The 12,176-nt window shown below is 64.6% G+C and carries 13 protein-coding genes and 1 tRNA gene; 11 read left to right on the forward strand and 3 right to left on the reverse strand.

Annotated features, from left to right (window positions below):
- Positions 1-60: 60 nt before the first annotated feature.
- Positions 61-137, reverse strand: a tRNA-Arg gene (locus AB7G19_RS40740).
- A gap of 163 nt (positions 138-300) precedes the next feature.
- Entirely contained in the window at positions 301-1,800 is a 1,500-nt protein-coding gene (locus AB7G19_RS40745; RefSeq protein ID WP_094183985.1) for an ATP-binding protein, read from the reverse strand.
- A 362-nt stretch (positions 1,801-2,162) separates the two neighbouring features.
- On the opposite strand from AB7G19_RS40745, the gene rpmH reads away from it, so the two are divergent.
- The 11 genes from rpmH to dapE all read left to right on the forward strand — a co-directional run bounded on the left by rpmH (position 2,163) and on the right by dapE (position 11,712).
- On the forward strand, positions 2,163-2,297 hold the full coding sequence (gene rpmH / locus AB7G19_RS40750) for a 50S ribosomal protein L34 (protein ID WP_008542748.1): 135 nt from the start codon (positions 2,163-2,165) through the stop codon (positions 2,295-2,297).
- Positions 2,298-2,325: 28 nt separating this feature from the next.
- On the forward strand, positions 2,326-2,727 hold the full coding sequence (gene rnpA / locus AB7G19_RS40755) for a ribonuclease P protein component (protein WP_085399984.1): 402 nt from the start codon (positions 2,326-2,328) through the stop codon (positions 2,725-2,727).
- A gap of 16 nt (positions 2,728-2,743) precedes the next feature.
- On the forward strand, positions 2,744-4,585 hold the full coding sequence (yidC, locus tag AB7G19_RS40760) for a membrane protein insertase YidC (protein ID WP_085399982.1): 1,842 nt from the start codon (positions 2,744-2,746) through the stop codon (positions 4,583-4,585).
- 139 nt (positions 4,586-4,724) lie between these two features.
- Positions 4,725-5,378, forward strand: coding sequence for a ribosome biogenesis GTP-binding protein YihA/YsxC (yihA, locus tag AB7G19_RS40765; protein ID WP_085399980.1), 654 nt, complete (start codon positions 4,725-4,727; stop codon positions 5,376-5,378).
- Positions 5,375-5,743, forward strand: coding sequence for a DUF423 domain-containing protein (locus AB7G19_RS40770; RefSeq protein ID WP_094183983.1), 369 nt, complete (start codon positions 5,375-5,377; stop codon positions 5,741-5,743). Before yihA ends, AB7G19_RS40770 begins: the two co-directional genes overlap by 4 nt.
- Positions 5,744-5,857: 114 nt before the next feature.
- On the forward strand, positions 5,858-6,745 hold the full coding sequence (argB, locus tag AB7G19_RS40775; protein WP_063979811.1) for an acetylglutamate kinase: 888 nt from the start codon (positions 5,858-5,860) through the stop codon (positions 6,743-6,745).
- Positions 6,746-6,900: 155 nt separating this feature from the next.
- Positions 6,901-7,887 carry a DUF1036 domain-containing protein gene (locus tag AB7G19_RS40780; RefSeq protein ID WP_085399977.1) on the forward strand — a complete coding sequence of 329 codons (987 nt, stop codon included), beginning with the start codon at positions 6,901-6,903 and terminating at the stop codon, positions 7,885-7,887.
- 14 nt (positions 7,888-7,901) lie between these two features.
- Positions 7,902-8,594 (forward strand): pyrimidine 5'-nucleotidase, encoded by a 693-nt coding sequence (locus AB7G19_RS40785; RefSeq protein WP_085399976.1) that lies wholly within the window; start codon positions 7,902-7,904, stop codon positions 8,592-8,594.
- Positions 8,595-8,827: 233 nt separating this feature from the next.
- Entirely contained in the window at positions 8,828-9,673 is an 846-nt protein-coding gene (dapD, locus tag AB7G19_RS40790) for a 2,3,4,5-tetrahydropyridine-2,6-dicarboxylate N-succinyltransferase (RefSeq protein ID WP_063979813.1), read from the forward strand.
- Positions 9,674-9,910: 237 nt separating this feature from the next.
- Entirely contained in the window at positions 9,911-10,549 is a 639-nt protein-coding gene (locus AB7G19_RS40795; protein WP_085399974.1) for a DUF805 domain-containing protein, read from the forward strand.
- On the forward strand, positions 10,546-11,712 hold the full coding sequence (gene dapE / locus AB7G19_RS40800; RefSeq protein WP_085399972.1) for a succinyl-diaminopimelate desuccinylase: 1,167 nt from the start codon (positions 10,546-10,548) through the stop codon (positions 11,710-11,712). The genes AB7G19_RS40795 and dapE overlap by 4 nt, the downstream gene beginning before the upstream one ends.
- Positions 11,713-11,853: 141 nt before the next feature.
- Here the strand turns inward: dapE and AB7G19_RS40805 are convergent, their stop codons facing one another.
- Positions 11,854-12,162 (reverse strand): GIY-YIG nuclease family protein, encoded by a 309-nt coding sequence (locus AB7G19_RS40805; protein ID WP_439037607.1) that lies wholly within the window; start codon positions 12,160-12,162, stop codon positions 11,854-11,856.
- Positions 12,163-12,176: the final 14 nt, after the last annotated feature.

A 12,176-nucleotide genomic window follows, 5' to 3' on the forward strand; every position in this document is an offset into this window, starting at 1 on the left:
CGGTAACACTCGGTAACGCGCCTGAGCGACGCAAAAAAACGCAAGGAAATCAAAGCCGAATGGCGCGCCCGGAACGATTCGAACGTCCGACCCTCAGATTCGTAGTCTGATGCTCTATCCAGCTGAGCTACGGGCGCGTTTTTCGCAAACAGTGCGGGCTGAGCCCGCAGGCAGCCTCCAGACAGCGCCGGAGGGGTGCGAAAGAGCGCTCTGACTAACCGCTCTTGCCTCGATTGGCAAGGTCCGGGAAGGGGAGATTTTACAGGGAGGTGACGATTTCCCGGCTCGGCCTCTGGCCGACTACGCCCTCTGCCGCTCGTTGCGGATGGAGAGGAGTTCCACGGGGCGATCGGGGATGACGATCCGGAAGGTGGCGCCGATGGTGCCCTCGACCAGATGGATCTCGCCGCCATGGGCGCGGACCAGTTCGGCGGCGATCGCCAAGCCAAGCCCGCTGCCGCCGGGGCGGCCGGAGGTCTGGAACGCCTCGAACAGATGGTCCCGGGTCTTCTGGGGGACGCCGGGGCCGGTGTCGGAGACCTCCAGGATGGCGACGGCACCTTCGCGCTTTCCCGTGATCCGGATCTGCTGGGCGCCGCCGTCGCCCGACGAATGGCTTTCCAGCGCCTGGGCGGCGTTGCGGACGAGGTTGAGCAGCACGCGGAAGAGCTGGTCGGGATCGGCATCGACCGCGAGCCCGCGCTCGATCGCGGCCACCCAGGCGATCGAGGCGTCGCTGGCGAGGCCCGCGGTTTCGCGCACCTCCAGCACCACAGGCTCGATCATGATCATGCGGCGGTCGGGCGCCGCTTCCTGGGCGCGGCCGTAGGACAGCGTCGACTGGCAGAAGGCGATGGCGCGCTCGAGCGAGCGCACCAGCTTCGGCGCAAAACGCTGCACCCGCGGATCCGGCACGCTGGCGAGCTGGTCGGACAGAAGCTGGGCCGACGCGAGCAGATTGCGCAGATCGTGGTTGATCTTGGAGACGGCGAGGCCGAGGGCGGCAAGCCGGCTCTTCTGATGCAGCATCGACATCAGGTCGCGCTGCATGTCCGACAATTCGCGCTCGGCGACGCCTATTTCATCGCTGCGCTGGCTCGGCACGATGATCCGCGCCGAGCTTTCGGGGTTTTCGTGGAAGCCGACCAGGCTCGCGGTCAGCCGCCGCATCGGGCGCACGAAGAGATAATGCAGCACGAGATAGACGAGGCCCGCGGTCAGCACCGCGATGATCAGCGCGACCACCACGACGTTGCGGGAGAAGCGATACATCTGCTGCCGCAGCGGCAGCTCATCGGTCACGATCTCGATGAACTGGGCGTTGCCGACGCCGGGTCCGACGATGCGGATGGCCTGGTTGCCGGTCTCCAGCATCATCCGGAACGAGCCGGTGATCGCCTCCCACACCGTCATGTCGCGCAGGTCGATGTCATGCTCGATGGCCGTGGGAAGGTTGTCGCTGGCGAGCAGCCGTCGCTGCTGCCCCATCTTGATGGCGACGGCACGGGCATTGATGCTTTTCAGGATCTCGCGCGACAGCGACTCGGGGACCATGCCGAGCGGGGCGGCGTCGAGCACCAGCGCGGCGGTGTTGGCCGCCGCGACGCGGTCATTGAGCCGGTTGACCCAGAAGTTGGCGATGGCGGGCACGTAGAGCAGGACGGCGGCGATCATCACCAGGGGGACGGTGAGCAGCAGCAGCTTGCCGGATAGCCCGAGCCCGCTGGGCCCACGCGGCCGCATCGCCGGCTGGCCCGGCTGATCCGTATCATGGACCGGCTGGAGGTCTGTCGCTGCCACGAAGTTCGCCCCTGTTGGCTTTGTAATAGAGCCTGGCTGATGAAGGATGCGACCCGGCCGGGGGCCGGTCAAATTACGGATCGCTAATCTCTCAAGGTGGGATGTAAGCTCTGATATCGCGAGTCGCCACCTCAAGGGTTAAAAACCCCGCACAAACAGTGATATTCACCGGAACAGCGCGCTCTTGCGACGTTGACGAAAAGAAGACGCTCGCATATAAGCCGCGCAAATTGTCCGCGATGACCCGGTGCGCACGCCGGGAGCGGCTCTCTTGGGGCCGAAAAGGGCCCGTTTTGGGCCGCATCTTCCGGACTTTATCATCAATTCTACAGGCAAATTGCCCGGTCAGCGGAGAAAAACCCGTGAAGCGGACTTATCAACCCAGCAAACTGGTGCGCAAGCGCCGTCACGGCTTCCGTGCCCGTCTCGCCACTGCCGGCGGCCGCAAGGTTCTCGCCGCCCGCCGCGCCCGCGGCCGCAAGCGTCTGAGCGCCTGAGCCGGACCCCCATTTTTGGGATTTCATCATGGATCGGCTGAGGCAGCGAGCGGATTTCCTCGCCGTTGCCAATGGCGCGCGGGCGAATAGTCCCGCGTTCGTCCTGCAAAGCCGCCGCCGCGACGACAGCGGCCCGATCCGGATCGGCTTCACCGTTACCAAAAAGAACGGCAACGCCCCCCAGCGCAATCGCATCCGGCGCCGGCTTCGCGAATTGGCGAAGCGGCTCGATCCGGTGTCGATGCAGCCCCATCATGACTATGTACTGGTCGGCCGAAGGGACGCGCTCTCGCGCGACTTCGCCACCATGCTCGACGATCTGCGCATAGCGTTCACGAAGCCTGCGCGGCATACGCACAAGGGACGCGGCCCAAGAACCGACGGCTCAAGGCCCGGCCCCGCTCCTGCGACCAGCCGCAAACCGGATTGATGACGAGACAATAGTGATGACCGACAATCGCAATACCATCCTCGCCGTCATTCTGTCGGGCCTCGTCCTGATCGCCTGGCAATATTTCTACAACGTGCCGGCGATGGAGAAGCAGCGCGCCCAGCAGCAGGCGCAGGCCGAGCTCCAGAAGAACACGCCGCAGCCGACGGCCTCCGCAACGCCGGGCGCCGCGCCGCAGCCCGGCAGCGCGGCCCAGCCGGCAACACCGGCCGCGAACCAGGCCCAGCCGGTCGTTTCCCGCGAAAGCGCGATTGCAGCCAGCCCGCGCGTGAAGATCGACACGCCGCGGCTTGCCGGCAGCATCTCGCTGAAGGGCGGCCGCATCGACGACATCGCGCTGGTGCAATACCGCGAAACGGTCGACCCGAAGTCGCCGCCGATCATCCTCTATTCGCCCTCGGGCACCGCAGAACCCTATTACGCCGAGTTCGGCTGGGTGCCGGCGACGGGCGTGACGGCCAAGCTGCCGGACGCCCAGACCCTCTGGCAGCAGGACGGCAACGGCAGCCTGACGCCGACGACGCCGGTGGTGCTGAAGTGGGACAATGGCGAGGGCCTCACCTTCCGCCGCACCATCGCGGTCGACGACCATTATCTCTTCACGCTCAAGGACGAGGTGAGCAATGTCGGCAACGCGCCTGTTACGCTCTACCCGTTCGCGCTGATCTCGCGCCACGGCACGCCGCAGGTCTCCGGCTATTACATCCTGCATGAAGGCCTGATCGGCTATCTCGATGGCTTGCAGGAATACGCCTACAAGAAGATCGACGAAGCCAAGGCGGTGAACTTCAAGGCCACCAATGGCTGGCTCGGCATCACCGACAAGTACTGGGCTTCGGCGCTGCTGCCGGACACCAGTGCCCAGCTTCAGGCGCGTTTCTCGTCGAACCCGGTCGGCAACGTCCACACCTACCAGACTGATTATCTGCTCGACCCCGTCACCGTCGCGATCGGCGGCACCGCGACCGCGAACGCGCGGCTGTTCGCCGGCGCCAAGGAAGCCGGCGTCGTCGGCGTGTTCCCGTTCGCCGGCCTCGGCGGCTACAACAAGGAGCTCGGCCTCAACCATTTCGATCTGCTGATCGACTGGGGCTGGTTCTACTTCATCACCAAGCCGATGTTCCTCGGCCTCGACTTCTTCTACCGTTTCTTCGGCAATTTCGGCATCTCGATCCTGCTCGTCACCGTGATCGTCAAGCTGCTGTTCTTCCCGCTGGCCAACAAGTCCTACGCCTCGATGGCGAAGATGAAGTCGGTCCAGCCGCAGCTTCAGGCGCTGAAGGAGCGCTTTCCCGACGACAAGGTGAAGCAGCAGCAGGAGATGATGGAGATCTACCGCAAGGAGAAGATCAATCCGGTCGCCGGCTGTCTTCCCGTGGTGATCCAGATCCCGGTGTTCTTCTCGCTCTACAAGGTGCTGTTCGTCACCATCGAGATGCGGCACGCGCCGTTCTTTGGCTGGATCAAGGACCTCTCCGCGCCCGATCCGACCAACCTCTTCACCCTGTTCGGCCTGATCCCGTTCGATCCGACGACGATTCCGGTGTTCGGCCACTACCTCGCGCTCGGCATCTGGCCGATCATCATGGGCATCACGATGTGGTTCCAGATGAAGCTGAACCCGACGCCGCCGGATCCGACCCAGCAGCTGATCTTCAACTGGATGCCGCTGATCTTCACCTTCATGCTGGCGGGCTTCCCGGCGGGTCTCGTGATCTACTGGGCCTGGAACAACACGCTCTCGGTGCTCCAGCAGAGCTTCATCATGCGCCGCAACGGCGTGAAGGTGGAGCTGTTCGACAATCTCAAGGCGACGTTCGCGAAGAAGGCGACGTAGCGCCGTCATTGTTGGGCGCAAATGCCTCCACATCGTCATGCCCGGGCTTGTCCCGGGCATCCACGTTTTGGAGGGTACCGTGTGGACAGACGTGGATGGCCGGGACAAGCCCGGCCATGACGAGAGGTGAGATCTTCGCATGACCGACGACAAAGATGCGAAGCTGATCGAGACCGGGCGAAAGCTGTTCACCCGCGACTGGCAGTTCATCTGGGCCTCGCCCTCGATTGCGACGCTGCCGCCGATGGACGGGCTGGAGATCGCCTTTGCCGGCCGCTCCAATGTCGGCAAGTCCAGCCTGATCAACGCGCTGACCGGCCGCAACGCGCTTGCGCGCACCTCGCATACGCCAGGCCGCACCCAGGAACTGATCTTCTTCGAGGTCCCCGGCAAGAAGGACCTGCGCCTCGTCGACATGCCCGGCTATGGCTACGCCAAGGCGCCGAAGGCGCAAGTCGCGTCCTGGACCGAGCTGATCCACAAATTCCTGCTGGGGCGCGCCTCGCTCGCACGCGTCTACGTGCTGATCGACGCGCGGCATGGCCTCAAGGACGTCGACCTCGAAATCCTGGGGACGCTCGACCGTTCCGCGGTGAGCTACCAGGTCGTGCTGACCAAGGCCGACCAGGTGAAGGCGTCCGAGCTTCAGTCCCGCATCGCCGAGACCGAGGCCGCGCTGGCAAAACATCCGGCGGCGTTTCCGAACGTGCTCGCGACCTCGTCGCGGAGCTCGACCGGCATGGCCGAACTGCGCGCCGCGATGGCGAAGCTGCTGGAAGAGCGAACCTCGTGACGCCTGCATTCCGCCTGTTGCTAGGGCTTGCCGGTTTGATGGGCGCCGCCGGCGTCGCGCTGGCCGCCGCCTCCGCCCACGGCGCCGACGCCAGCCGGCTCGCCTCCGCCAGCGCCATGCTGCTGTTTCACGCAACTGCCATACTCGCAGGCGTCGCCCTGCTCGCGCGCGGCCTTCTGCACGGCGGAATTGGCCTCATCGCGGCGTTCGGCTTCGTGATCGGCGCCGCGCTGTTCGCGGGCGATCTCACCTTGCGGCAATATGCGGGGCACTCGCTGTTTCCATTCGCGGCGCCGACCGGCGGAACGGTGATGATCTTGAGCTGGCTGGCGGTGACGCTCGCAGCCGTGGCGGCGCGGAAGTGATGCTCCGTCTTACCCTCCCCTGGAGGGGGAGGGTAAGAGGCAACACCCACTTTGCGCCGCGCCCGCCAATCGGATAGAACGCGCACCGACAGTCCCGCCAGCGAGATCCGCCTCATGACCGACATCTCCCCGCTCGACCAGGCCCGCATCCTGTCCGAAGCGCTGCCGCACATGCAGCAGTATGACGAGGAAACCATCGTCATCAAATATGGCGGCCATGCCATGGGCGACGAGGAGACCGCGAAGAACTTTGCCCGCGACATCGTGCTGCTCGAGCAGACCGCGATCAACCCGGTGGTGGTGCATGGCGGCGGGCCGCAGATCGCGACCATGCTCAAGCGCCTCGGCATCCAGTCGGAGTTCGCGGCAGGCCTGCGCATCACCGATGCCGCGACCATCGAGATCGTCGAGATGGTGCTGGCCGGCTCCGTCAACAAGCAGATCGTCGGCTACATCAACGAAGCCGGCGGCAAGGCCGTGGGCCTGTCGGGCAAGGACGCCAACATGGTGAAGGCGTCGAAGACGACGCGCACCATCGTCGATCCGGGTTCGAACATCGAGAAGGCGATCGATCTCGGCTTCGTCGGCGACCCCGAGAAGGTCGACCTCACGCTGCTCAACCAGCTGATCGGCTACGAGCTGATCCCGGTGCTGGCGCCGCTCGCGACCTCCAAGGACGGCCAGACGCTCAACGTCAACGCCGACACCTTTGCCGGCGCGGTCGCCGGCGCGCTGAAGGCGAAGCGCCTGCTGCTGCTCACCGACGTGCCTGGCGTGCTCGACAAGTCGAAGAAGCTGATCCCGCAGCTTTCGGTGAAGGATGCGCGAAAACTGATCGCCGACGGCACCATTTCCGGCGGCATGATTCCGAAGGTCGAGACCTGCATCTACGCGCTCGAACAGGGCGTGGAGGGCGTCGTCATCATCGACGGCAAGATGCAGCACGCGGTGCTGCTCGAGCTCTTCACCAACACGGGCACGGGAACGCTGATCCATAAGTGATGATGAGCGGGCCAAAGCAAGCCGTCATGGCCGGGCTTGTCCCGGCCATCCACGACCTCTCATCTCGCGCCAAGAACGTGGATGCCCGGCACAAGGCCGGGCATGACGAGTTGAGGGCTCGGCGACATCGTCGCTCAACCCTCACACGTATCCTGATGTCCCTTCCGGCCGCAGCCGTTTCGTTTGTCTTCTCCGCCGCGCCCGCCCTGGCCGACCTGAAAATCTGCAACCGCATGTCCTATGTCGTCGAGGCCGCGATCGGCATCGACGACAAGGCCGCGACCGCGACGCGCGGCTGGTTCAGGATCGATCCCGCCACCTGCCGCGTCGTGGTGCAGGGCACGCTCTCCGCCGACCGCATCCTGCTCAACGCCCGCGCGCTCGGCGTCTACGGCGCCTCGCCGATCCCGCAGAACGGCAGCGACATGCTGTGCGTGGCGCAGGACAATTTCGTCATCGCGGCTGCGCGGCAATGCCGCAGCGGCCAGACCCAGGCCGCGTTCACCCAGATCACGCCGACGCAAGCCGCGGACGGCAATTTCACGGCCTATCTCGCCGAGGATTCCGAATATGACGACGAGCAGGCGCGCCTCGCCGGCATCCAGCGGCTGCTGGTGATCGCGGGCTACGACGCAGCGCCGATCGACGGCGTCGACGGGCCGAAGACGCAAGCAGCACTGGCCGCCTTCCTGAAGAGCCGCGGACTGGCGGCGGACATCATGTCGTCGCCGAACTTCTTCAAGACCATGGTCGATGCGGTGCAGACGCCTTCTGCAACCGGCCTGACCTGGTGCAACGACACGCCGCACAAGGTGATGGCGGCGGTCGCCACCGACGACGGCAAGTCCGTGACGAGCCGCGGCTGGTACCGCATCGATCCCAAGACGTGCCTGCACCCCGATGTGACCGGGCAGCCGAAGCAGATCTTCAGCTTCGCGGAAGCCATCGACGCCGACAACCGCGTCATCAAGCTGAAGGACAAGCCGCTGAACTGGGGCGGCGACAGGCAGCTCTGCACGCGCGAGACCAAGTTCGAGACCAACGAGCAGGCCGATTGCGGCGCGCGCGGATTCGCGGCGACGGGTTTTGGCGTGGTGGACATGTCGAGCGGCGGCAAGACGCTGCGCTTTGCGATGCCGTGATTGAGAGACCAGTGATGAATCCACCCCGCACCTTTGCCCATGTCGACACCTGGGTGTTCGACCTCGACAACACGCTCTACCCGCATCACGTCAATCTGTGGCAGCAGGTCGACGCGCGGATCGGGGAGTTCGTCTGCAACTGGCTGAACGTCGGCCCGGAGGAAGCGCGCAGGATCCAGAAGGATTATTATCAGCGCTTCGGCACCACCATGCGCGGCATGATGACCCTGCACGGCGTGCACGCCGACGACTACCTCGCCTACGTCCACAAGATCGACCACTCGCCGCTGGAGCCGAACCCGGCGCTCGGCGAAGCCATCGCGAAACTGTCGGGGCGCAAGCTGATCCTGACCAACGGCTCGGTCGACCATGTCGATGCCGTGCTGGCGCGGCTCGGCCTGGCAACGCATTTCGACGGCGTGTTCGACATCATCGCCGCCGGATTCGAGCCGAAGCCGTCGCCGCAGACCTATCAAAAATTCCTCGCCGACCATGCGGTCGATCCGACCAAAGCCGCGATGTTCGAGGACCTCGCCCGCAACCTCACCGTCCCGCACGCGCTCGGCATGACCACCGTCCTGGTGGTGCCTGACGGCACCAAGGAAGTGGTGCGGGAGGACTGGGAACTGGAGGGCCGGGACGCGCCCCATGTCGACCACGTCACGGATGATCTGGCGGGTTTTTTGGCGGGACTGTTGCCCAAATAGCCGCCGTCGTCCCGGGGCGCGAAGCAAGCCCGGGACCCATAACCACAGGGAGTGGTTGTGGCGCGAGATCGATAACTCCGAATCCTCGCCAAATGACTGCCCGTGGCTATGGGTCCCGGGCTCGCGCTTCGCGCGCCCCGGGACGACGGCGGAGTATGCCTTGACTCCTCCCCGCCAAATCCCGAAAAAGCGCCCCAATCCGTCAAAATTCCCATTTCCCAGAGGAAATCCCGATGTCCCTGTCCGCCCTCGAATCCACCATCAACAGCGCCTTCGACGCGCGTGACGGCATCTCGACCTCGACCAAGGGCGAGGTGCGCGAGGCCGTGGACCAGGCGCTGGAGATCCTGGACAAGGGCGAGGCCCGCGTCGCCGAGCGCGGGGCCGATGGCAAGTGGAAGGTCAATCAATGGCTGAAGAAGGCCGTGCTGCTGTCCTTCCGCCTCAACGACATGGGCGTCATTCCCGGCGGCTCCGGCAAGGCGACCTGGTGGGACAAGGTGCCCTCGAAGTTCGAGGGCTGGGGCGAGAACCGTTTTCGCGATGCCGGTTTTCGCGCGGTGCCGGGTTCTGTGGTGCGCCGCTCGGCCTTCATCGCCAAGAACGTCGTACTGATGCCGTCCTTCGTCAACCTCGGCGCTTATGTCGATGAGAGCACCATGGTCGACACCTGGGCGACCGTCGGCTCCTGCGCGCAGATCGGCAAGCGCGTGCACATCTCCGGCGGCGCCGGCATCGGCGGCGTGCTCGAGCCGCTGCAGGCCGAGCCCGTGATCATCGAGGACGACTGCTTCATCGGCGCGCGCTCCGAGGTCGCCGAAGGCGTGATCGTGCGCAAGGGTGCCGTGCTGGCGATGGGCGTGTTTTTGGGCGCCTCGACCAAGATCGTCGACCGCGAGACCGGCGAGATCTTCATCGGCGAGGTGCCGGAATATTCGGTGGTCGTGCCCGGCGCGCTGCCCGGCAAGCCCATGAAGAACGGCCAGATCGGCCCGAGCACGGCCTGCGCCGTGATCGTCAAGCGCGTCGACGAGCGCACGCGCTCCAAGACCAGCATCAACGAGCTGCTGCGGGATTAAGACTCTCTCCTCTCCCTCTCCCCGTTCTTACGGGGAGAGGGTTGGGGTGAGGGGCCTCTCTCCACACGCGAGATATTCGAGAGACCGGTACCCCCTCACCCGGATCGCAAGAGCGATCCGACCTCTCCCCGCAAGCGGGGCGAGGTGAAGCGAGCCCGCGGCGGCTTTCCTATCGAACCCTCCTTCTCCCCATCGCGACCAATCACCGGACGGCCTCCGCTGCCCGGAACCTTCGCCATGGACTGGACCTGGTATCTTTTTCGCTTCGACGGCCGCATCAATCGCGCCTTGCTGTGGCAGGCGCTGCTGATCGTCGCGGTGCTGGCAGCCTTGCTGGGAATCATTGCTCAGGTGATCCACCTCATCAACGCCGAGGGGGCGTTGAAGCTATCCCTGAAACTCGATTTCGACTTCGGCCTCGACGACCTCTTCAAGCTGGTCGATCCCCGGGCCTATCGCTCGCTGGCGCCCGTTGATCGCACCAACCTGATCCTGAAGGCGTTCGGCTTGTCGCTGTTCCTTTGGATCTATCTCGCGACTGCGATCAAGCGGCTGCATGATCGCGACAGGAGTGGCTGGTGGCTCGTTCCGTTCTTCTTCCTGCCCGGCCTGTACAACCAGTTCTCGGACCTGCTGCCGAACTCCACCTGGATGCTTCCGTTCTGGCTGGGCGCATCCATCCTGTGGCTGTGGGGATTTGTCGAGATGTTCATCGTATCAGGCAGCGTCGGCGACAACCGGTTCGGTCCTGATCCATTGGCCAAGACCGAGGACGGCCCGTCCCCTGCAAAAAGCTGGGACCAGCAAAGCGAGCTCGAATTGGTGCCGCCCAGCGCTAGCCCACCCGGCGGCATGCATGTTAAGCGGGGCGCATGACCGATGCTCTCTCGATTGCCCGCGATCTCATCCGCTGCCCCTCGGTAACCCCGGCCGATGCCGGTGCGCTGGGCGTGCTTGAGAAAGCCCTCAACGCTGCCGGCTTCACTTGCCACCGCGTGACCTTCAGCGAAGCAGGCACAGCCGACGTCGACAATCTCTATGCGCGGATCGGCACTGAGGGCCAGCACATCACCTTCGCCGGCCACACCGACGTGGTGCCACCCGGCGACGAGAACGCCTGGAGCGTCGGCGCATTCTCGGGCGAGGTGAAGGACGGCTTTTTGCACGGCCGCGGCGCGGTCGACATGAAGGGCGGCATCGCCTGCTCGGTGGCAGCCGTGCTCGAGCATCTCGCCGCCAATGGCGGCGCGCCGCGCGCCGATGGAAAGGGCTCGATCTCGTTCCTGATCACGGGCGACGAGGAAGACGTCTCGGTCAACGGCACCATCAAGCTGTTGAAATGGGCCGCGGAGCGCGGCGAAAAATTCGACCATTGCGTGCTCGGCGAGCCCTCCAATGTCGAGACGCTCGGCGACACCATCAAGGTCGGCCGCCGCGGCTCGCAGTCCGGCACGCTCTATGTCGACGGCGTGCAGGGCCATGTCGCCTATCCGCACCGTGCATCCAATCCGGTGCCTGATATCTCACGGTTGATCGTGGCGATCAGTGACGAGCCGCTCGACCATGGCAGCGCGCAGTTCCAGGCCTCCAATCTCGAATTCACCTCGGTGGACGTCGGCAACAAGGCCAACAACGTCATCCCCGGCGAGGCGCGCGCAAAATTCAACATCCGCTACAACGACAACCACACCCAGGCATCCTTGCGCGAGCTGGTCGAGGCGCGCCTGACGAAAGCCTGCGGCAACCGCATCAAGGCTCGCATCGTCTGGGAGCCCTCGAACTCGAACGTGTTCGTGACCAAGCCCGGCCCGTTCACCGACCTCGCGGTCTCCGCGATCGAAGAGGTGACGGGGCGCAAGCCGGAACTGTCGACCTCAGGCGGCACCTCGGATGCGCGCTTCATCTCGAGCTACTGCCCGGTGATCGAGTTCGGCCTGGTCGGCCAGACCATGCACCAGGTCGACGAGCGCGTGCCGGTTGTGGATTTGGAGAGATTGACGAAGGTGTATCGGGGGATTTTGACGCGGTATTTTGGGTAGCAAACCGCGACCTTCGCCAAATATTCCGCCGTCATGCCCGGGCTTGTCCCGGGCATCCACGTTCTTCGCGAGCCGAAAAGAAGATCGTGGATGGCCGGGACAAGCCCGGCCATGACGATGTGGCGAGAGCCCGGGCCCGTCTCATTGAACAATCGTCTCGTACAGATCCTTCCATTCGGGATTATCCCTGAGGATCAACCTGACCTTCCACGTCCGCGACCAATGCTTGATGTTGTGCTCGCGCTGGATAGCGGTTTGGATATCCTCATAGCGCTCGAAATAGACCAGCAGCTTGACGCCGTACTTCTTGGTGAAGCCGGGAACGAGTCCGTTTCGATGCTCATAGATGCGGCGAATAATGTCGCTCGTCACACCGACATACAAAATGCCGTTTGGCGCGCTCGCCAGGATGTAGACCCATCCACCATGCATGGTTGCATGTTGGCGCACGTCATGGCCGGGAC

This window comes from Bradyrhizobium sp. 215_C5_N1_1, assembly GCF_052075935.1.
Lineage (GTDB): Bacteria > Pseudomonadota > Alphaproteobacteria > Rhizobiales > Xanthobacteraceae > Bradyrhizobium > Bradyrhizobium barranii.